Genomic DNA, 20,169 nt, shown 5'->3' with positions numbered 1-20,169 from the left:
CCTGTGAAGAACCGGCATGACGATGCCCAAGCGCTTGGACATGACAGCGGATATCTGCCAACCATCGTCGGCAGGGCTGAACCGCACCGGGCAAATATGGAGGGGGTGCTGAGCACGAGCGAACGCAGAAAGGTCGGAACCGCAGGGCGAAAACCGGCAAGCAGGAGCGCCGATGCGCAGGCTGCGTCACGCCCGCGCCCGAGCCTGCAGGGCATCGCCAAGATGCCGGCACGCGACCGGGCGTATCACGAGCTCAAGTTCCGCATTCTGGAAGGGCGGCTGCCGCCCGGCACCACACTTCTGGAAACCGAGGTTGCGAGCCTTCTTTCGCTCAGCCGGACACCCGTGCGCGAAGCGCTGATACGGCTCGAGGAAGAAGGGCTTGTGGATGTGCGGCCGCGCCACGGCATCACAGTCAAGGCGCTGTCGGTCGATGAGATCGAGCAGATCTACCAGGTTTTTTCAACGCTCGAGGTCAAGGCGGCGCAGCTCACGGCGCGACGCGGCATCACCGCGGCGGACCACGAGCGTCTGGACGGTATCCTCACCCAGATGGAGCGCGCCTCGAAGCGGGGCGACATCGAAGCCTGGTCCGAGCTGGACGACGAGTTTCATTCCGAACTGGTCGGTCTTTGCGGCAATCCGCGCCTGCAGGCCATGTTGCGGCAGCTCTGGGACCTGCAGTATCACGCCCGTCGCGCGATCATAAAACTGCGTCCCCTGCCGATTGTTTCAGATCGGGAACACCGCGCAATCCTTGCCGCCATCGCGGCCGGAAACGCAGAGGAGGCAACCCGCCTCCATCAGCAGCACCGCGATCGCGCCGACGAGCAGCTCGTCTCCCTCCTGCGCCGGCAGGCGACATTCCCGCCAGGCCAATAGAGCATTTTGCAGTCGGGTGGAATCTCGTGACAGTCGCATCCGCGCCGATTAACAATGTATACATTGTTCTTTTGCCATGTCTGTGCAATGACAGCGAACGGAACAGAATGAGGAGGGGGCGTACATGAACCAGATCGATCTTGCCGGACGGAGGGCGATCATCACAGGCGGGGCGCAGGGCATCGGGCTCGCAACCGCGGAGCGTTTCATTGCAAGCGGCGCCGAGGTCGTCCTTTGGGACATCAACGCCGCGAACCTCGACAGGGCAACAGACGCGCTGGGAGGCAGCGCATCGGGCCGTGTGGTGGAACTCACCGACGAAAGCGCGGTAAACGACGCCGCACGGGAAGCCGGCGCGATCGACATTCTCGTCAACAATGCCGGCATCACCGGCGGCAATGGCAAGACCTGGGAACTGGCGCCGGATGTCTGGCGCCGCACGGTCGAGGTCAATCTCGTCGCCCCCTATCTCACCTGCCGTGCACTCGTGCCAGGCATGATCGAACGCGGCTATGGGCGCATCGTCAACATTGCTTCCATAGCCGGCAAAGAAGGCAATCCCAACGCCTCGCACTACTCTGCCTCCAAGGCCGGTCTGATCGGGCTGACCAAATCGCTCGGCAAGGAGCTCGCCAAAACCGGCGTGATCGTCAACTGCCTCACTCCGGCAGCGGCCCGCACGCCGATCTTCGACCAGATGAGCCAGGAGCATATCGACTACATGCTGTCCAAAATTCCGCTCGAGCGCTTTCTCGAACCGCCCGAGGCGGCTGCCATGATCGCGTGGCTCGCTTCGCAGGAGTGCTCCTTCACGACAGGCGGTGTGTTCGACATTTCAGGCGGCCGCGCCGTCTACTGATCAAGGCAAGTACAGAGGAATACCGATATGAAACTCTTGCGTTACGGTCCGGCGGGTCAGGAAAAACCGGGCATGCTCGCTGCCGATGGCACCCTGCGCGATCTTTCCGGCGTGGTTGACGATATTGCCGGCGACGTCATTTCGCCGGCGGGCCTCGACAGGCTGCGCGCCATCGATCCGCAGACCCTTCCCGCCGTCGATGGAACTCCCCGCCTCGGCCCCTGTGTCGCGGGCCTTCAGAAGATCATCTGCATCGGCCTCAACTACTCCGACCATGCCGCCGAAACCGGCGCCGAGCCTCCGGAGGAGCCCATTGTTTTCGCAAAGGCGCTCAACGCGCTGTGCGGCCCCAATGACGATGTCGAACTCCCGCGCGGTTCAAAGGCGCTCGACTGGGAGGTTGAACTCGCCGTCATCATTGGCTCGAAGACCAAATATGTCAGCGAAGCCGACGCGATGGATCATGTCGCGGGCTTCGCCATCATGAACGATGTTTCCGAGCGCGACTTCCAGACAAAGCGCTCTGGACAGTGGACCAAGGGCAAAAGCCACGACACGTTTGGCCCGCTGGGGCCCTGGCTCGTCACCCGCGATGAAGTGGCCGACCCGCACAATCTGGACATGTGGCTCGACGTCAACGGCGAGCGCCGCCAGACCGGCAACTCAAACACGCTGATCTTCAACGTGCCGCACGTCGTTTCCTACCTCTCGCAGTTCATGACGCTGATGCCCGGTGACGTGATCTCCACAGGCACCCCTCCCGGCGTCGGCATGGGCATGAAACCGCCCCAATATCTCAAGGCCGGCGACGTCATGACCCTGTCCATTGCCGGACTTGGCGAGCAGCGCCAGACCGTCGTCAACGCCTGATCGCAATATCTGGAGCCCGTCATGAACATCAAGAACGTCACCGTCATCGGCACCGGCATCATGGGTGCCCCCATGGCACGAAACATTGCCAGGGCGGGCTTCAATCTCACCGTGTGGAACCGCACGCGCGCCAAGGCGGAGGCCCTTTCAGACGTTGCAACCGTCGTTGATGATCCCCGCTCAGCCGTCGCCAGCGCCGATGCCATCGTGACGATGGTCGACAATTCACCCATCGTCACCCAGATCTATTTCGGCGAGAACGGCATCGTGGAAGCCGCACCGAAGGGCGCGCTTTTCATCGACATGTCGTCAATCCAGCCTGCGGTCGCGCGCGACCACGCCGATGCACTTTCAAAGACGGGGCACCGGCATCTCGACGCGCCGGTGTCGGGCGGCGAGAAAGGCGCGATCGAGGCGACGCTCGCCATCATGGCCGGCGGCGAAGCTTCCGATTTTGCAGAGGCCGAGACGCTTCTGTCCGCCATGGGCCGCGCGACCCATGTCGGCATTCATGGCGCGGGTCAGGTCGCCAAGCTCGCCAACCAAGTGATCGTCGCCGTCACCATCGGTGCGGTGTCGGAGGCGATGCTTCTGGCGCAGGAAGGCGGCTGCGACCCCGCCGCACTGCGCGATGCGCTGATGGGCGGGTTTGCCACCTCCCGCATTCTGGAGCTGCACGGCGAACGGATGGTCGAGCGCAATTTCGTGCCCGGCGGCCCGCTCGAATTGCAGCTCAAGGATCTGGAGAATGCGCTTGAAGTGGCCCGCAGTGCCGGGCTCTCGCTCCCGCTCACCGAGAAAACGCGCGACGCATTCCACACGCTGGCCCATGAGATGAAGATGGGCCGCCACGATCACGCTGCCTATCTTCTCTGGCTCGAGGCCATCAATTCCGGCAAGCGGCTGGGCACGGGCGAAACCAGCGCCCCGCCGCTCAAGGCATGACGATCAGGTGCTGCGCGCTGCGGAAGCGGGCTTCTCGGACACCGGGAAGATCACGTCATATGCCCAGTTGAACACGAAGGCGTAGACCAGGTAGAACACCGCGAAAGACGCGTTGACGAACAATGCGTCCAGCACCGGAACACCGAGGAACAGCGCCGTGGTGGGCATGAGGGCCACCAGAAGCCCGCCTTCAAACAAAAGCGCATGGACGACGCGGACGGGCAGGGATTTGCGCACACTGCCGGTGAGCCTTCGCAGCGCGTGATCGAAGCCGAGATTGTAAACGTAGTTCCACAGTGTGGCGATCGTGGCGCTCACAATGACAACGACGCCCATGTCGAACATGGGCTTGCCAAACAGCCATGAAGCGGCCGGTGTAACGATTAGAAGGGCAATCAGCTCGAAGCTGATGGCATGGCGAATACGATCTGCAGCGGTGCGCATACTGCTCCCCATCTGGTTCTCGGGCCGTCCCGACATGATTCCCTGAATGGGGGAGGTCGTCCTCGCTTTCGAGCGGAATATAGGTGCACTCGGGGATCATGCAAGAGTGATTTTTTGACACTATCAGACGTCTACTCTTCGGGATTCTTGCCCGGTAACGTGATGCCGGGAAACATCTTGATGACCGCGCTGTCATCCCATCGTCCGTAGCCGGCCATGCTTGCCGAGGCAAACATCGTATAGGCGGTGGAGGCAAGCGGCAGGGGAAACCCGAGCGCGCGCGCCGTATCGGTGACAAGCCCCAGATCCTTTACGAAGATATCGACCGTGGATCGTGGCGTATAGTCCCCGTCCACCACATGACGCATACGATTTTCGAACATCCAGGAATTGCCGGCGGCATTGGTGACCACCTCATACATGGTCTCGAGCGGGATGCCGGCCCGTGAGGCGAGAGCCATGGCTTCAGCACCGGCCGCGATATGCACGCCTGCAAGAAGCTGGTGGATGACCTTGACGGCCGCGCCATCGCCTATCCGGTCGGAAATGCGGAAAACCCGCTCCGCCACGGCATCCAGCACCGGCGCAAGCCGCTCGAACGCCTTCTCCGGCCCTGCCGCCATCACGGTCATCGCACCCTCACGCGCCTTGGCCGGCCCACCCGAAACCGGCGCGTCGAGCATCATGTGCCCCGCCTGCTCCAGGTCCCTGCCAAAACGGCGCGCATCGTCCGCCGAGACCGTCGACGAGATCATGACAGGCGTTCCCGCCGGCAGCTTTCCGGCTATTCCCGCCTCTCCGAAGAGAACGCTTTCCACCTGCTCAGCATTGACGGTGAGGATCAACACGGCCTCGACACGACAGGCAAAATCGAGCCCCCGCGGCCCGGTCTCCCTGGCCCCCGCATAGCGAAGTTCCGCACGGGCCTCACAGCGCGGGTCCACTCCGAAAACCTCGTGCCCGGCACGCACGAGCGAGAGCGCCGCCCCCATTCCCATCGACCCGAGACCGACCACCATCACCCGCATGGCTCACTCCCAAAAGACCGGAATTCTCATTCTTTCACCGCACCCGTCATGGACGAGACGTAGTAGTCGACGAAGAAGGAATAGAGGATGACCACGGGCAGGGAGCCAAGCAGCGCGCCCGACATCAGTGCCCCCCACTCATAAATGTCGCCGCGCACCAGCTCCGTCAGAACGCCGACAGGCACCGTCTTGTTCTCCGACGAGGAGATGAAGGTAAGCGCGTAGATGAATTCGTTCCACGACAGCGTGAACGCGAAGATACCGGCCGAGATGAGACCGGGCACCGCCAGCGGCAGGATAACCTTGGTCAGGATCTGCCAGCGCGTCGCCCCGTCCACCAGCGCGCTTTCCTCCAGCTCGAAGGGGATGCTGCGGAAGTATCCCATCAGAAGCCAGGTGCAGAACGGAATCAGAAAGGTCGGATAGGTGAGGATCAGCGCAAGGCGCGAATCGAAAATGCCCACCTTGAACACGATGAAGGCCAGCGGAATGAACAGGATGGATGGCGGCACGAGATAGGCGAGAAAGATCATCAGCCCCGTCACCCGCGCACCGGTAAACCGCACCCGCTCGATGGCATAGGCAGCAAAAACCGACGCTGCGAGCGAGATGAAGGTGGAGGCAAAGGACACCAGCATCGTGTTCCATAACCAGCCCGGATAGGACGTTTCGAACAGCAGGAATTTCACATGTTCGAGCGTCGGCTCGATCACCCAGAAGGGGCTGTAGTTTTTGTAATCCGTGAGCTGGTAATCCGGTTTGATGGCGGTGATCGCCATCCAGTAGAACGGAAACAGAAGCACGAATACGAACACCGCGAGCGGCAGATAGACCGTCACGATCCGCCGCGGCAGCGTGTTGAACTGTTCCATGCCTTCCGAATCGTCGTGAAGGCCGGCCTGTTTTGTGTTTTGGGTGATCTCGCTCATGGCCTTCCTCCTCAGTCGCCGCCGCCCTGCTGCCATTTGCGGCGCTGCAATCCGAAGAAGGAGAACAGGATCGCCGCCAGCAGGAAGGGGATCATCGCCACGGCAATCGCCGCGCCCTCGCCCAGTTGTCCGCCGGGAATGGCGCGCTGGAAGGAAAGGGTTGCCATCAGATGCGTGGCGTTGACGGGCCCGCCGCGCGTCAGCACATAGATGAGCTGGAAATCGGTGAAGGTGAACAGCACCGAAAACGTCATCACCACGGCGATGATCGGCGTCAGAAGCGGCAGTGTGATCTTTGTGAACCGCTGCCATGAGGTCGCGCCATCCAGCGCTGCCGCCTCGTTCAGCGACTGCGGAATGGTCTGCAGACCGGCCAGCAGCGAAATCGCCACAAACGGGATGCCGCGCCAGACATTGGCCGCAATCACCGAAGCTCGCGCCGTGTTCGGATCACCAAGAAAATTGATCGGCTCGCTGATGAGACCGAGATTCATCAGCACATAGGAGATGATCGAAAACTGGGAATCGTAAATCCACCAGAAAGCCAGCGCCGAAAGCACGGTCGGCACCACCCAGGGCAGCAGGATGATGGCGCGAAAAAACGTCTTGAACGGCAGATGCTGGTTCAGGATGAGCGCGAGCCATAGCCCCAGCACGAATTTCAGCACCGAGGCCACGACAGTGTAGAGCATCGTGTTGAAAACGGAGAGCCAGAAGACCGGATCGTCGAACAGCCAGATATAGTTTTCGAGCCCGACGAAAATGCCCTCGCGCCCGATCCGCGCATCCGTGAAACCGAGCCACACGCCCAGCCCCAGCGGATAGGTGAGAAAACACAGAAGAAACACCGCCGCCGGCAGCATGAACAGGAGCCCGAGCCCGTTGCGGCTTTCCAGAAGCCATCCGAGGATCGAAAAGGAACGCGCGGGCCTCGCCTGCATGGGTCATCCTGCCTTTCTTGATACTGACCTGCATGAAGAAGCGGCGCCGGCGATTGGCCGGCGCCGCCTGTCCATCAGCGGTAGTAGCGCGCGATGCGCCGCTCCGCGTTGGCAATGGCCTCTTCGGGCGTCCGTTGTCCGGTCACCGCCTCGGCAAACATGTCGACCAGCACATAATCGGCCATCACACCGGCCGATGCCGGTCCGAGCGGTCCTGCATAACCGTTGGGCCGCAGCGAAGCTGAAGCCTTGGCATAGGGCGCGTGCACCGGATTCGAGGTCCACACGGGATTGCTCTCGAAAGCCCTGAGCGCCTGACAGCAATAGGCGCTTGCGCCTTCCAGCCAGGCATTCATGCGGTCGGCCTGATACATGAAGGCGAGATAGGCCTTGGCCGCCTGCGGGTATTTGCAGTGATTGAAGATCGAAAGGGTCGAGGTCTGGTGCAGTTCGACCGACTTGCCCACCGGGCCAATCGGCAGATTGGTGGTGCGGATGTCCTCGGCGATTTCCTTTAAGGCCTCGTCCTTGGTCGCCGCATAGTAAAGCGAAACACCGTTCGCCGTCAGCGACACCTCGCCGGCAAGGAAGGCGCGGTTGTTGTTGATGTCGAGCCAGCTTTCCGTGCCCGGAATGAACGTTTCATAGAGCGCCTTCGCATAGTCGATGGCCGCTTTCGTCTCGGGGCTGTTGATCGCCACCGCACCGTTCTCGTCCACCGTCATGCCGCCATGGCTCCACAGCAGCCAGTGCGCGTAGTTGTTGCCGTCACCAACCGCCTTGCCGTGCGGGAAGCCCGCCGGCGTGCCATTGGCCTTCATCGCCTTGCACAGTTCAAGGAAGCCGGCCGTGTCCTGCGGGAATTCGCTGAACCCGGCCGCCTTCATGTGGCTGTCGCGATAGCAGACTGCATTGCCGATGGCGCAGAGCGGAATGGCAATGAACTTGTCACCCTGCCGGGCATAGCCCTCCAGGCCCTCATACCAGCCGCCATGCTCCTCGCCGAGTGCGTTGGCCAGGTCCGTCACGTCCACCAGCTTGTCGGGATACTGGAATGGATCGTCGAACCAGCTCATCACCATGTCCGGGCCAGATCCGACATTGGCCGCCACTGCCGCTTTCGGGCGCACATCCTCCCAGCTTTCCTGGTCGATCCGCACCTCCACGCCCGTCGCTTCTGTGAAAGCGGCGGTGTTGGCGTTCCAGGCCTCCTCTTCGCCTGTCACGAAAGGCACCCAGCGCAAAAGGCGCAGCGTGGCGCCTTCTTCAGGGGTGAACATCGATGCCGTTGCCTGCGCCAGCGCATGCCGTGTTCCCAGCGTTCCCGCCAGCAGACCACCGGCGGCAAGACCCGCCGTGCCTGAAAGAAATCTCCTGCGATTGATCGTCATTGCACGTCTCCTCCTCAAATCTGCGGGCATCCTCCCGATGCCGCAAAGCGATTGACTGCCGCATTAACGCCGGGCACCGGGGCGCCCTGTCCTGGCGCCGCCCTCCCCGGCGACACCAATCCGATCATGCCGAGAGCCTCTGCCCTCCCTCCGCATCGAAAAGATGGATTGCCGCCGGATCGATGGAGACCTTCAGTTCATCCCCCGGTCCGGCCTTGATGCGCTCGCGGAAAACGCAGGTCATCTCATTGCCGTCGAGCTCGGCGACGACATGGGTTTCAGACCCCGTCGGCTCCACCACCTTCACACGCAGGGCCACATCGCCGCGCAGGTGGATCGCTTCGGGACGGATACCGCAGATCAGTTTCTGGCCGGGTCTTGCCGCTCCGGCATTGGCCACCGCAATGCGTTGACCCTCTCCTGTGACGAACATGCCGGGTTCACCGTCAGCCAGCGCGCCCGGTGTCATGTTCATGGCCGGCGATCCGATGAAGCCCGCCACGAAAAGATTGGCGGGCCGGTCATAGAGCTCCAGCGGTTCGCCGACCTGCTCGACAATGCCGTCATGCATGACGACAATCTTGTCGGCCATGGTCATCGCCTCGATCTGGTCATGGGTCACATAGACTGTCGTGGTCTTGAGCCGCTGGTGCAGGTTCTTGATTTCAGAGCGCATGGAAACGCGCAGCTTGGCATCCAGATTCGAGAGCGGCTCGTCAAAGAGAAACACCTGCGGATTGCGCACGATCGCCCGCCCCATGGCAACACGCTGGCGCTGACCGCCGGAAAGCTGGCGCGGATAGCGGTCGAGCAGATGTGTCAGCCCGAGAATTTCCGCCGCTGGCCGAACCTTCGCCTCGATATCCGACTTGGACGCGCCCTTGAGCATGAGCGAGAACCCCATGTTCTCGGCCACGGTAATGTGCGGATAAAGCGCATAGTTCTGGAACACCATGGCGATGTCCCGTTCCTTGGGCGGAAGCGCATTCACCACCCGGTCGCCGATCACGATGTCTCCCGATGTGATGTGCTCGAGGCCTGCCAACATGCGCAGCAGGGTCGACTTCCCACAGCCGGACGGCCCGACCAGAACGACGAACTGTCCCTCCTCGATATCCACCGAGACGCCATGGAGAACCTCCACTTGCCCGAACGCCTTGCGGACATCGCGAAACTTCACTGTGGCCATTAAGGCTCCTCCCTCCTTAATGTATTCATTAATGCATAGTGTCTGCAATCCGAATGGAGCGCAACCTGCAAAACAAGGAACATCAGGAAGTTTCTCAAATCCGACATCGCTTCGATAACGTATGCATCGCGAAACGGCAGAACAATCGGATGACGGCGCGGTGCTTCACGCATCGCGCCGTCTCAATGGCATCAGGTCATGAATGGAAAAGAAAATGCCTGCCGCGCCCGGGTGCGGGCACCCGGCAGCGAATTGCTTCAGGCGAGACCGGTGATCATGGATACGATCTCGTTCTTGTCTGTTTTCGCGGTTTCACGCACACCGATCTGGTTGCCGCGCCGCAAGACGCAGATCCTGTCCGAGAGGCGGAAAACCTGGTCAAGGCTGTGGCTGATGATGAGGATCGCCAGGTTGCGGGCCTTGAGTGACTGGACGATTTCCTCGACCTTGGCCGTTTCGGCGACACCGAGCGCAGCGGTAGGCTCGTCGAGAAGGATCAGCTTGGTGGCCCAGTGCGTCGCCCGCGCAATGGCGACACCCTGCCGCTGCCCGCCCGAAAGATCGCGGATCATCGCACTGGCCGAAGGAATCCGGACATCCAGTTCGTCGACAAGCGCCTGTGTTTCCTGCATCATCGCGCGGCGGTCGAGCATGCCGAAAGGCTTTCGCACTTTCTCGCGGCCGAGAAAGAGGTTCATATAGACGGGCTGAAGGTCGGCCAGCGCCAGATCCTGATAGACCACCTCAATGCCGCTGGAGCGCGCCATGCTGGCGTCGGAGAAGCTGACCGCCTCGCCATCGAGCCGGATGGTGCCCGAGGTCGGAGCATGCACGCCGGAGATGATCTTGATCAGCGTCGACTTGCCGGCGCCATTGTCGCCGACCAGCGCAACGATCTCGCCGGCCTTCAGGTCGAGCGAGAAATCCTGAATGGCGACAACCCCGCCAAACGCCTTGTGAATGTTCTTCAGTTCGAGAACGGGACCATTCCCGGCTTCTGATTTCGCTGACATAGCTTACCTCAATTCCGGCCAGTCTTGCGCCACCCCGAACGGATTCTCGATGGTGACCACTTTGGGATCGCCGCTGGAAACACCGGAAACACCCACCGTGAAGGCGCGAGTGACGAAGGCCTGCCCCCGGAAACCGAAGACGACACTGTCACCCGCCTTGGGCTTAACCGCGCCCGTCGTGTCGATCATGCCGTAATAGTCGATCGCCGAGGGTGGCGGGATTTCCACGCTGGCCATCGCCCGCGCCGAAGCCGTCGGCGTGTCGGACACGATTGCCTGAACATCGTAATCCGGAAAGACCGGATCGATATAAAGGCCGCCGCCGAAACAGTAGGCGCGCTGCTGGTGAAGATGCGAAACCTCCGAGAGGTAGAGCACAGCGGGACGCTCCGGCAGGTCCTCGATTGCATGAAGGGGCGTCGTGCCGTGCAGGCCGTTGCCCGGCTCACACTGCGTTGCGCCCGCCTCGGCCAGCGTGTCGAGCACGATTGATGAGGTGGTGCCCGGCGCATTCACTTCCACATCCCCGCGGCCGGCCTTCGCCAGCGCTTCGGCAGCGCGCGCGAGCGTCGAGAGGTTGTGCGTGGGCAGAACCTTCTTCTTTTCCTGATCGTAAAGCAGCGCCGGGAATGTGGTGAGACCCGCGAACCGCGCGCCGTCGAGCGCATCGATCATCGCCGCCACATCGGCAATGTCCTCCGCAGGGAAGCCGCCCTCATGCCCGCGATAGAACGTGTCTTTCTCAGTGTGGATCCGCGCGAGGAGGGACTGGGTGCGCCCGGCAAGCCTTGCCGCATGGGCGGCCTCCTGCGCCTTCTCCCTGCTGAAAACGGTCCAGAAATCGGGCGCCAGACGCGATGCGGCCATCGGCGCTTCATGGCGCGGCACCTGCACCAGATGGCCGAGATGCCCGGTCTTTAAGCCGGCCCGGTCGCAGGCCACCGCACAGGCCATGTCGACGGCCACGGAACGGTCGATACCGCCGCGCATGACCGCCTGGCAGAATCCGCTGTTCCGCCCCACCTGCTTGGTCATGGCGAACACTTTCAGGCCATGTCTCTCGGCTGCAGCGCGGAAATGCCTGGCATTTTCCTCCACCGCATCCAGGTCGAGCAGATAGGCATTGGCTGGCACCCTGCCCTCCTGATGCAGACGGATTGCCGCTTCGATGAATGCGGGATTGCGGCGTCTAAGAACATCGAGAAACATCAGACTTCTCCAGAATTCGGATCAGGCGCGTGTGGTGTCGCGCAGGGAAATGGCAACGGCGAGAAGGATGATGAGCCCGCGCACGATCATCTGATCGGAGACCGAGAGCCCCATCAGGATCAGCCCGTTGTTCAACATGCCCATGAGAAGCGAACCGACGAGCGCGCCGATCACGGAGCCCTTGCCGCCGTTCAGCGCCGTGCCGCCGACGATCACGGCCGCGATCACGGTCATCAGGTCGCTTTCGCCAAGTGTGTATTTTGCCGCCTGCAGCCGCCCGGCATAAAGCAGCCCGGCAAGCCCGGCACAGCCGCCGCTTATCATCAGCACCGCAAGACGGATGCGCGGAACCTTGATGCCGGAAACCTGCGCGGCGCGCGCATTGTCACCGGTCGCGATCACATGCGCGCCGAACCGGCTCTCGCGGTAGACCAGATGGCCGACGATCACGGCGGCGAGCGTCCACAGCACAAGCGAGGGGATGCCGAAAAGCGAGCCCGAACCGAAGAAGCCGGTGAACGTGTCGCTCAGAACCGGAATGGAACGCAAATCCGTCATGGAGCGCGCCACACCGGCAAACAGCCCCATCGTGGCCAGTGTCACAAGAAAGGATGGCAGGCGCAGATAAGCGACCATCATCCCGTTGATCCAGCCAATGGCCAGCCCCGCGCCAAGCCCGGCAAGAATGCCGAACAGCATGGAATGCTCCTGCATCACCACGGCGGCCGCGAGGGCTGCAACGGCAACGATGGAGCCGAAGGAAAGATCGATCTCGCCCGCCGAGAGAACGAAGACGAGGCCGATGGCCATGATCGTCGCCGGCGCGGTCTGGAGCACGATGTTCGAAAGGTTCCTGGTGGTCAGGAAGCCGTCATCCGCGAGCGTGATGGCGAAGAAGAGAAAGATCGCGATGAAGCCCAGATAGATGACGCTGCCCTGCAGATCGAACTTTCTGGCTATCGCGGATGTGCGCTTGAACATGTGACGTCTCTGAAAGAACTGAACGGGTTGGCAGGCCGTAGATTCGGGATCCGGCCACGGCCTGCCGGAGTTGTTACTGGGCCGCGGCCCTGACGCTTTCCGGCGGCTGCCGGTTCATCGACTGCATCCAGCCATCGACAACATTGTCGGAGCCGACACTCAGCGCATCGACGACGAGGAAAGGCTCCACCGGCCTGTCAAGCAGGCCCGCTGCCGCCGCCCGCGCCGCCGTAACGCCGATCTGATAGGCCTCGTCGGCGATGATCGCGGCGATGTTGCCACCCTTGAGCATGTCGAGCGCGGCAGGCTCGTTCAGATCGATCGTCACCACCTTGGTCCGGTCGTTGGACTGCTGACGGAGAACGGAGAGCACGCCCAGAGCCGGCTCGGCCCATGGTGTGTAGATGCCGTCGAGATCGGGATTGCGCGAGAGCATGGCGCTTGCAATGTCCTCGGCATTGGCCGGGTCGGTCATGCCGGATTCGATCACGATCTCGATTTCCGGATACGCGTTCTCGATGGTCCACTTGAACGCACCGTCGCGCTGGTTGGTGACGGGAAAATCGGCATCGTGGAACATATAGCCCACCTTGCCCTTGCCGCCGATGGCCTCGGCCAGCGCCACAGCCGCCTTGTTGCCGATCTGAAAGAGATCGGCCGAAACCACGGTCGTGTAATCCTCGCCATGGGTGAAGCCCTGCACCGCATTGTCGATGAAGACGAGCTCGACGCCCGCATCCCTGGCAACGCCATAGACGGACTTGGCCGTCGGCGGATCGATGGGCAGCGATACGATGATGGAGGGATTGCGTGCCATCACCGTTTCCACATCGGCCTTCTGGCGCGCGGTGTCGAAACCCGCATCGGTTTCCGCGACCACTTCGATGCCAAGGCGGGCGAATTCGTCCTTCGCACCCTGCGCCACGGCGTTCGACCAGTCGTAGAGTTCGTGCCAGACGAGCGCGGCGGTGTGGCCGCCGGACTTTATGGTCTCGATATCCGCATCGCTGAGGGTGAGCGAAGCCGCCGGCGTTGGCGCCTCGCCGTTCGGCCCGACCGTCGCAGGCTGTTCGGCAAAGGCCATCGCGGTTGTCACTGCCAGAAGCGGAACCGCTGCAATAAGAGCTTTGAGTTTCATGTCATTTCCTCCCGTTTCCCCGTTTGGCGGCCGCGCCCGGCGGCCGCCGCGCAGGCATTATTTCCCGGCCTGCATCACGCTTTTCGGCGCATCCACATGCAGCGACTGTTGCCAGGCTTCGCCCACATTGTCGGCGGTGGCGGTCACAGCCGGCGCAACGATGAAAGGCGGCGTCTCTTCACCGATCAGAGCCAGTGCGCCGGTCGCCGCCATGGCGCGGCCAAGCTCGTAGGCTTCATCGGCGACGATGGCGGCCACATTGCCACCACGCACCATGTCAAGCGCCACCGGCTCGCTCAGATCGAGCGTCACCACCTTGGTGGTCTTGTTGCCATTGGCGCGCAGGGCTGCCAGAACACCTTCGGCAGGACCCGCCCAGGTAACGAAGATGCCGCCGATATCCGGGTTCTTCAGAAGCATCGCATTGGCGATCTCTTCCGCCCGCGCGGGATCGCTGATGCCCTGTTCGGCAACGATCTTCATCTCCGGATAATCGTTTTCGATGGTGGTCTTGAAGGCGTTGTCACGCTGGTTGGTCACGTAATAATCGGCATCGTGATAGACCCAGCCCACCGTGCCCTTGCCGCCCATGGCCTTTGCCAGCGCATCGGCGGCCTGCTTACCCATCTGGAACAGATCGTCGGTGACAATCGCCGCATAGTCGGCGCCGTGCTTGTAGTCTTTCGGCAGGTTGGAGAGGAAAACAAGCTTCACACCCTGCGCCTTCGCTTCCTCGAAGGCCGCAGCCGATGTCACCGGGTCGAGCGGCAGCGAAAGAATGATGTCCGGCTTCTTGGCCATGGCCGTTTCGATGTCGCTGCGCTGCTTGGCGGCGTCGAAACCGGCGCTGGTGGTTGCCACAACTTCAATGCCAAGTCGCGCGAACTCGTCGCTTGCGCCGGCCGTCACCGCGTTCACGAAATCCGACTGGTCGTGCCACAAAAGGGCTGCGCGGTGGCCGCCTGCCTTCAGCCCTTCGACCTTGTCGTCGGGAACCGAAATTTCGGCTGTGGGCGTAGCGGTCTCGCCCTGCGGACCAACGGTCTGCGCATAAGCGCCACCCGTGATGAAAAGCGCGGAAAGCGATGCCGCGCGCAACAGATTGACTATCGACATGATTTTCTCCTCTTCCCCTTCTCTTTGCCCCTTGCGGGCGCTTATGCGTTTTCGATGCCGCAATAGCCGGCGATAAAGCTCGCGAAGCCGACAATGCCCGCGAAATATTCCTCCACGCTCACGCGCTCTTCGAATGTGTGGCAGTTGGAGATATCGCCCGGCGCGCAATAGACGGTCGGGCAACCGACCCGGTCGATCAGGAAAGGCGCTTCCGACCAGTAGGGAGCCCCGCTCAACGCGCCCCGGCCCGGCAGCGCTTCATGCATTGCTGCCGCCAGGGCCTGAATGTCCGGGCGTTCGGGATCGACTTCGGCAGGCGATCCGCCATGGCGATGATCGCGCCCCGCCGGATAGTCCATCGATACGGTCGTGCCCGTGCCGGCGACGGCTTCATTGACCACGCCCTCGAGCTCGGCGACCGCATCGTCCAGCGCCTCGCCGGGCAAAAGCTTGCGAATAAGCGAAATCCGGCACTCACCGGGCACGGCTATGTAGCCGCCGCCATCGATGCCGGTCACAAGGGCAAAGGCCCGCCCCACAAGCGGGTGGCTGGCCCTTCCGGCAATCGCGTCCGAATGGCGCCAGATCGCATCGAGAACACCATGCATGGCCCTGAGTGCGTCGACGCCCTCTTCGGGAACACCGAAATAGGCCGACTTTCCGGTCACCGTGACATCCGCAATGAAAAAACCCATCTGGGCCGGAAAAACGGAGAGCTTCGTCGGCTCGACATAAACCGCGAAATCCGGCTTTGCGATCTCGCCGCGTTCGAAGCGCTGCGCCAGGTCCTTGATGCCGGCACTTACACCCGTTCCGGGTTCCCCGCTCTCCTCGTCACCGACGAACGCAAAGGAGACGTCACCCTTGAGTGCCAGTCCCGCTCGATCCAGCAGATCGAGCGCGCAAAGCGAGGCTGAGATGCCGGCCTTGAGATCGCCTGAGCCCCGCCCCCAGATTTCACCGTCTATGACAGCGCCGGAAAACGGGTCTTCGCGTTCGGTGCCCTTCCAGTGCTCGGCCCAGCCGCGCACATGGACCGTATCGGTATGCCCGATGAAGAGGAGCCGCGGACCACCGCCCGCCCCTTTGCGCTCGCCCCAGACATTGGGACGGCCCGGCAGGAATTCGGCACTCTGCGGCGAGAGCCCGAGTTTCCGCATCTGCGTTTCAAGGAAGGAAACGAAGTTGGCCTCGTTGCCTGTCACGCTCTCCCGCGCTATCGCGCCCTTGAGAAGGTCCAGCGCGGAATCGGCATCGAAAGCGCTCTTCAGCCTGTCCTGCACGCTCCTGTCGCCCGTCATTGCACCGCCTCCACCAGCTTGACCACCTTCGCCGGAGGCAGGCTGATCTCGGCTCCCGGCACACCGCCTGCGAAAAGCGTTGAATGAAGATGTGTGAGCCCCACGGCCGCGCCACCGACAATCGCAACGCGCGACCCCAGCTCGGAAACATCGAGCTCCACCGGAGACGGAAAGCAGAGCGGCAGCAGGTCGCGCACACGCTCGACCAGTTCTCTGCGGCTGCCTATGGACCCTCCGAGCACGACCTTGCCGGGATTGGTGATGGCGCAGATCGCGGCGACGGCGCGCGCCACATAGCGCGCCGTTTCGTCAAGAACCTGGCGCGCGTGGACGTCACCCGTCCCAAGCGCATCGAAAATTCCAGGAACGTCGAGTTCACGGCCGGACAGCTCCCGATATCGCCGGCGGATGCCCACGGTTCCCGTCACCCGCTCCAGCGCACCCACCTTCAGCGATTCCGCTTCAAACGGATCGGTACCAAACGGCAGAAAGCCAAGCTCACCTGCCGCGTTGCCGAAGCCGCGCACCAGGTCACCGCCGACCATCAGCCCCGCGCCGATACCGGTACCGATGGCGATGTAGGCCAGATCGTCCACACCGGCGACACTGCCAATCCAGTGCTCCCCGATGGCAGCAAGGTTGACGTCATTCTCCAGAACGATCTCGACCCCGAGTTCGGCGGCGAGCGCCGCACGCACATCGAGCGTCTCGAAACCCGTCACATTGGGTGACATCACAATGCGCCCGCGCTCCTGATCCGGCACGCCAGGCACACCGACAACGGCCATGCGGAGTCTTTCATAGGGGATATTGTTGTGCGCCGCAGCCTCGCGGCAAAGACGGGCAATCTGGCTGATCACATGAACACCGCCCCGCGCATCCGTCGGTTCGGTCACTTCCGCCAGGACCTGACAGGAAAGATCGGCAATCGCCGCGCGCACCTTGGTACCACCAAGATCGACGGTGGCGATGCAGGCTGCGTCCGGGACGATCTCGTAGGTGACGGCGCTTCGCCCCACATGCCCCTGGGTGCGCCCGGTCTCCCGGATCCAACCGTCCTCCTCGAGCTGACGGGCGATCTCGGAGATCGTCTGCTTGGAAAGACCTGTCTGCTTGGCAATGCTTGCGCGGGAGATCGGACCGCAATGAACGATCGCCTCCATGACCATGCAGAGAGAGAATTGACGGGAGATGCGCGGAGCTTCGTTCACAGCCATTTCTTTTAGTTCGTTCTGTTACCGAACTTATTACACCGTTTGGCATCTCAGTCAATCGCTCTCACGTCGGATTGGTGCTCGGCGTGTGGAGTTACGTCACCCGGCCAACAGCGGGCGCACTCGGAGTGCATTCGCAAAAATTATTATATTTCAATAAATTAATGCGAATCTACCAGCGCTCGATGGCGCCTGGAATATCTTCAAGAAGCCGCTCCTTGTTGAGGAGGCCGGCATCCTCCAGCTTCTCGAAATCAGGAAGATCTCGAAGCGTCTCGAACCCGAAATGGGCAAGAAAGGCCGATGTCGTCACATAGGTATAGGGCGCGCCCGGCTGCGGGCTGCGCGGACCGGAGGTGATGAACCCGGAACGGCGCAGCTTGCCGATCACATCGCGCGAGATCTCGCGGGCAAAAAACCTCGACAGCTCGGCGCGCGTGATCGGCTGAAAATAGCCAATGGTCATCAGCACCAGCGCCTCGGCATCGCTCAGACTTTCCCCGGCGTCGACAATGCCGAATGCCGTTCGTATCGCCTCGGCAAGTGACGGACGGGTCCTGTGCTGCCAGCCACCCGCCACACGCACCAGTTCATAAGGCCGGTCTGCAAGTTCTGCGCGAATGTCATCGACGATCAGATCGAGATTGCAGTCGCGTCCCACAACCCGAACCAGTGTCTCGCGGCTGACCGGCTCTGACGCCGCGAAGATCACCGCTTCCACACGCGCCATCCATTCGCGCCAGCGCAGGGCCGGCGGCAGATGCTCCAGTTCCCGATCGAACAGGGGATTGTCCGCGTCCACGTCATTCTTATGCCGGCTGGCTTGCGGGCTCATCTCTCAGATTCCGTATCGGCAGCGACTGTTTCTTGTCGGGCGTCCGATGCCAGACAAAGGAAACATCCTGCGCACATCGCGCTGCCACATGGTGGACCGTTACGCCCTCTGGCTCGTTGTGGCGCAGATCGAATCATGTCTCCACCTTGATGAACCCCGCCCGCTCTTTCAACGAAAGAGCTTCCGCAACACTGCCCCATCGACAGGTTTTCGGTGTGCAGCGCAAATGCGGCAGCGATGGCAGAAAGCGCATGAAGCAGAACCGTCCATTTTCGGATCATCAAATGTTGCCACGCGATGACCAAATTGATTTTGCAGTTCGGCGTGAATGATCCTACACGCCACCGGACCGCATCGCGCCGGCTTCGGTCGGCGGCACAGAATGCACCCCCAAAAGGCGCCCTTGAGGCTCCCGAACTGGCCGGGCTGAACGAAAACCGGAGTCATTTCCGTTCAGGCAAACACGTTTCCTCCAGATAGCAGATTTTGAAATCATGAATCGAACTCGCGAACACTGGACCTCGAGAATGGGGTTCATTCTGGCTGCCGCCGGCTCGGCTGTCGGCCTGGGCAATGTCTGGCGCTTTCCCTATGTCACGGGGGAGAACGGCGGCGGGGCGTTTCTCCTGATCTATCTCGGCATCGTCTTTTCGATTGGCGTCTCGGTTCTTGTCGCGGAGCTGATCATCGGCCGCTCAACGCAGCTCGATCCCGCAGGCGCGTTCAGAAAACTCGCCGGCGGCGCCTGGCCGATTGTCGGGTATATGAGCATTCTCACCGCGTTCGTGATCCTGTCGTTCTACTGCGTGATCGCCGGATGGACCGTCGCCTACATGATCAAGTCGATCACCGGCTCGGTGCTGACGGCAAATCCGGAAGACATCGGCGGCGTGTTCGATGCCTTCATCACCGATCCGCTCGAGCCGGTCTTATACACCGCACTTTTCATCGGGCTCACCGTCTTTGTCGCGCTTGGCGGTGTCGCCAGCGGCATCGAGCGTGCGGCGCGCATCCTCATGCCGGCGCTGTTCGTCATTCTCCTGGTTCTGGTCGCGCGCTCGGTCACCCTGGACGGTGCCGTCGAAGGCATCGCGTTCTTTCTGGAGCCCGATTTCTCGAAAGTGACGTGGGAGACCCTGCTGGCTGCCCTTGGGCAGGCCTTCTTCTCCCTCTCGCTCGGCATGGGCGCGATGATCACCTATGGCTCCTACATGCAGCGCCATGACGACATTGCCGGTTCGGCCCTCGCCGTTACGGTTCTGGACGCACTCGTCGCCGTGCTGTCGGGGCTGGTAATCCTGCCGGCGGTCTTTGCCTTCGGTGCCGCCCCGACCGCCGGGCCGGGCCTCACCTTCATCACCCTGCCCTCGATCTTCGCGCAGATGCCGTTCGGCTTTCTTTTCGCCGCCCTTTTCTTCTTTCTGCTGGCCATCGCCGCGCTGACAAGCGCGGTCGCCCTTTTGGAGGTGGTCATCGCCTATTTCATGGACGAAGGCAGCGCGAACCGGAAGAAAGTGGCCGTCACAGCCGGCATTGCCACCTTTGCACTTGCCGTGCCCGCCTCTCTCAGCCTCGGCGTGATGTCCGGTTTCACCATCGGTGGCAAAGTGCTCTTCGATGCGCTGGACTATCTCACCAACAACATCACGCTGCCGCTCGGCGGGCTGCTGGTCGCCCTGTTCCTGGGGTGGGTTCTGAAGCACAGGGGCGAAGAAGAGTTTGTCGACGGCTCCACTCTGGCCCCCGCTCTGGTCGGAGCGTGGCGGTTCATTATCCGTTATGTCGCGCCCGTGGCGATCCTGCTGATCCTCATCAATGGCCTCGGCTTCATCTGAAGCCGGGGGACGAAGGGCTCCGCCACTCTGCGCGCCGGCATTTTTCGGG

Annotated in this window: 19 protein-coding genes; 5 read left to right on the top strand and 14 right to left on the bottom strand. The window is 62.0% G+C overall.

Going from position 1 to position 20,169, the window contains the following annotated elements; all coding sequences use genetic code 11:
- Window positions 1–3: 3 nt before the first annotated feature.
- The 4 genes from AC07E3_RS14765 to AC07E3_RS14750 all read left to right on the top strand — a co-directional run bounded on the left by AC07E3_RS14765 (window position 4) and on the right by AC07E3_RS14750 (window position 3,556).
- The gene (locus tag AC07E3_RS14765) at window positions 4–882 is read left to right on the top strand and encodes a GntR family transcriptional regulator (protein WP_336071406.1); all 879 of its coding nucleotides are present in this window, start codon (window positions 4–6) and stop codon (window positions 880–882) included.
- Window positions 883–1,006: 124 nt separating this feature from the next.
- Complete coding sequence (locus AC07E3_RS14760) at window positions 1,007–1,741, top strand: SDR family NAD(P)-dependent oxidoreductase (RefSeq protein WP_478362939.1); 735 nt, start codon at window positions 1,007–1,009, stop codon at window positions 1,739–1,741.
- 27 nt (window positions 1,742–1,768) lie between these two features.
- On the top strand, window positions 1,769–2,611 hold the full coding sequence (locus AC07E3_RS14755; RefSeq protein WP_478362937.1) for a fumarylacetoacetate hydrolase family protein: 843 nt from the start codon (window positions 1,769–1,771) through the stop codon (window positions 2,609–2,611).
- 21 nt (window positions 2,612–2,632) lie between these two features.
- Complete coding sequence (locus tag AC07E3_RS14750) at window positions 2,633–3,556, top strand: NAD(P)-dependent oxidoreductase (protein WP_478362935.1); 924 nt, start codon at window positions 2,633–2,635, stop codon at window positions 3,554–3,556.
- 3 nt (window positions 3,557–3,559) lie between these two features.
- On the opposite strand, the gene AC07E3_RS14745 is transcribed toward AC07E3_RS14750, so the two are convergent.
- The 14 genes from AC07E3_RS14745 to scpB all read right to left on the bottom strand — a co-directional run bounded on the left by AC07E3_RS14745 (window position 3,560) and on the right by scpB (window position 18,285).
- On the bottom strand, window positions 3,560–4,000 hold the full coding sequence (locus tag AC07E3_RS14745) for a PACE efflux transporter (protein ID WP_478362933.1): 441 nt from the start codon (window positions 3,998–4,000) through the stop codon (window positions 3,560–3,562).
- A gap of 131 nt (window positions 4,001–4,131) precedes the next feature.
- Complete coding sequence (gene ltnD, locus AC07E3_RS14740) at window positions 4,132–5,028, bottom strand: L-threonate dehydrogenase (protein ID WP_478362931.1); 897 nt, start codon at window positions 5,026–5,028, stop codon at window positions 4,132–4,134.
- Window positions 5,029–5,054: 26 nt separating this feature from the next.
- On the bottom strand, window positions 5,055–5,957 hold the full coding sequence (locus tag AC07E3_RS14735) for a carbohydrate ABC transporter permease (protein ID WP_336071218.1): 903 nt from the start codon (window positions 5,955–5,957) through the stop codon (window positions 5,055–5,057).
- An 11-nt stretch (window positions 5,958–5,968) separates the two neighbouring features.
- A complete protein-coding gene (locus AC07E3_RS14730; protein ID WP_336071219.1) occupies window positions 5,969–6,898 on the bottom strand; it encodes a carbohydrate ABC transporter permease in 930 nt (309 codons plus the stop codon).
- Between the two features lie 74 nt (window positions 6,899–6,972).
- Window positions 6,973–8,289: an ABC transporter substrate-binding protein gene (locus AC07E3_RS14725; protein WP_478362928.1), complete on the bottom strand. Its 1,317-nt coding sequence runs from the start codon at window positions 8,287–8,289 to the stop codon at window positions 6,973–6,975.
- A 124-nt stretch (window positions 8,290–8,413) separates the two neighbouring features.
- The gene (locus tag AC07E3_RS14720) at window positions 8,414–9,478 is read right to left on the bottom strand and encodes an ABC transporter ATP-binding protein (protein WP_336071221.1); all 1,065 of its coding nucleotides are present in this window, start codon (window positions 9,476–9,478) and stop codon (window positions 8,414–8,416) included.
- A gap of 257 nt (window positions 9,479–9,735) precedes the next feature.
- Window positions 9,736–10,491 (bottom strand): ATP-binding cassette domain-containing protein, encoded by a 756-nt coding sequence (locus AC07E3_RS14715; protein ID WP_336071222.1) that lies wholly within the window; start codon window positions 10,489–10,491, stop codon window positions 9,736–9,738.
- A gap of 3 nt (window positions 10,492–10,494) precedes the next feature.
- Complete coding sequence (locus AC07E3_RS14710; RefSeq protein ID WP_478362925.1) at window positions 10,495–11,700, bottom strand: alanine racemase; 1,206 nt, start codon at window positions 11,698–11,700, stop codon at window positions 10,495–10,497.
- A 21-nt stretch (window positions 11,701–11,721) separates the two neighbouring features.
- Window positions 11,722–12,681 (bottom strand): ABC transporter permease, encoded by a 960-nt coding sequence (locus AC07E3_RS14705; protein ID WP_336071224.1) that lies wholly within the window; start codon window positions 12,679–12,681, stop codon window positions 11,722–11,724.
- A gap of 73 nt (window positions 12,682–12,754) precedes the next feature.
- Window positions 12,755–13,819 (bottom strand): substrate-binding domain-containing protein, encoded by a 1,065-nt coding sequence (locus AC07E3_RS14700; RefSeq protein ID WP_336071225.1) that lies wholly within the window; start codon window positions 13,817–13,819, stop codon window positions 12,755–12,757.
- A 57-nt stretch (window positions 13,820–13,876) separates the two neighbouring features.
- On the bottom strand, window positions 13,877–14,935 hold the full coding sequence (locus AC07E3_RS14695) for a substrate-binding domain-containing protein (RefSeq protein ID WP_478362922.1): 1,059 nt from the start codon (window positions 14,933–14,935) through the stop codon (window positions 13,877–13,879).
- A 41-nt stretch (window positions 14,936–14,976) separates the two neighbouring features.
- Window positions 14,977–16,236 (bottom strand): M20 family metallopeptidase, encoded by a 1,260-nt coding sequence (locus AC07E3_RS14690; protein WP_478362919.1) that lies wholly within the window; start codon window positions 16,234–16,236, stop codon window positions 14,977–14,979.
- Entirely contained in the window at window positions 16,233–17,453 is a 1,221-nt protein-coding gene (locus tag AC07E3_RS14685) for an ROK family transcriptional regulator (protein WP_478362917.1), read from the bottom strand. Before AC07E3_RS14685 ends, AC07E3_RS14690 begins: the two co-directional genes overlap by 4 nt.
- A gap of 169 nt (window positions 17,454–17,622) precedes the next feature.
- On the bottom strand, window positions 17,623–18,285 hold the full coding sequence (scpB, locus tag AC07E3_RS14680; RefSeq protein WP_478362915.1) for an SMC-Scp complex subunit ScpB: 663 nt from the start codon (window positions 18,283–18,285) through the stop codon (window positions 17,623–17,625).
- A gap of 494 nt (window positions 18,286–18,779) precedes the next feature.
- Here scpB and AC07E3_RS14675 point away from each other — a divergent pair, with 494 nt between their 5' ends.
- Window positions 18,780–20,120, top strand: coding sequence for a sodium-dependent transporter (locus AC07E3_RS14675; RefSeq protein WP_065817853.1), 1,341 nt, complete (start codon window positions 18,780–18,782; stop codon window positions 20,118–20,120).
- The last annotated feature ends 49 nt before the right edge of the window (window positions 20,121–20,169 follow it).

It is taken from the genome of Nitratireductor lacus (genome assembly GCF_056431025.1).
Note: the sequence above shows the minus strand (reverse complement) of the source record. Positions and strands in the feature narration are given on the sequence as shown.

Coding starts and splice junctions, on each gene's coding strand:
- AC07E3_RS14760 (WP_478362939.1), top strand. CDS start 1,007: ATGAACCAGATCGATCTTGCCGGACGGAGGGCGATCATCACAGGCGGG.
- AC07E3_RS14755 (WP_478362937.1), top strand. CDS start 1,769: ATGAAACTCTTGCGTTACGGTCCGGCGGGTCAGGAAAAACCGGGCATG.
- AC07E3_RS14750 (WP_478362935.1), top strand. CDS start 2,633: ATGAACATCAAGAACGTCACCGTCATCGGCACCGGCATCATGGGTGCC.
- AC07E3_RS14745 (WP_478362933.1), bottom strand. CDS start 4,000: ATGCGCACCGCTGCAGATCGTATTCGCCATGCCATCAGCTTCGAGCTG.
- ltnD (WP_478362931.1), bottom strand. CDS start 5,028: ATGCGGGTGATGGTGGTCGGTCTCGGGTCGATGGGAATGGGGGCGGCG.
- AC07E3_RS14735 (WP_336071218.1), bottom strand. CDS start 5,957: ATGAGCGAGATCACCCAAAACACAAAACAGGCCGGCCTTCACGACGAT.
- AC07E3_RS14730 (WP_336071219.1), bottom strand. CDS start 6,898: ATGCAGGCGAGGCCCGCGCGTTCCTTTTCGATCCTCGGATGGCTTCTG.
- AC07E3_RS14725 (WP_478362928.1), bottom strand. CDS start 8,289: ATGACGATCAATCGCAGGAGATTTCTTTCAGGCACGGCGGGTCTTGCC.
- AC07E3_RS14720 (WP_336071221.1), bottom strand. CDS start 9,478: ATGGCCACAGTGAAGTTTCGCGATGTCCGCAAGGCGTTCGGGCAAGTG.
- AC07E3_RS14715 (WP_336071222.1), bottom strand. CDS start 10,491: ATGTCAGCGAAATCAGAAGCCGGGAATGGTCCCGTTCTCGAACTGAAG.
- AC07E3_RS14710 (WP_478362925.1), bottom strand. CDS start 11,700: ATGTTTCTCGATGTTCTTAGACGCCGCAATCCCGCATTCATCGAAGCG.
- AC07E3_RS14705 (WP_336071224.1), bottom strand. CDS start 12,681: ATGTTCAAGCGCACATCCGCGATAGCCAGAAAGTTCGATCTGCAGGGC.
- AC07E3_RS14700 (WP_336071225.1), bottom strand. CDS start 13,819: ATGAAACTCAAAGCTCTTATTGCAGCGGTTCCGCTTCTGGCAGTGACA.
- AC07E3_RS14695 (WP_478362922.1), bottom strand. CDS start 14,935: ATGTCGATAGTCAATCTGTTGCGCGCGGCATCGCTTTCCGCGCTTTTC.
- AC07E3_RS14690 (WP_478362919.1), bottom strand. CDS start 16,236: ATGACGGGCGACAGGAGCGTGCAGGACAGGCTGAAGAGCGCTTTCGAT.
- AC07E3_RS14685 (WP_478362917.1), bottom strand. CDS start 17,453: ATGGCTGTGAACGAAGCTCCGCGCATCTCCCGTCAATTCTCTCTCTGC.
- scpB (WP_478362915.1), bottom strand. CDS start 18,285: ATGAGCCCGCAAGCCAGCCGGCATAAGAATGACGTGGACGCGGACAAT.
- AC07E3_RS14675 (WP_065817853.1), top strand. CDS start 18,780: ATGAATCGAACTCGCGAACACTGGACCTCGAGAATGGGGTTCATTCTG.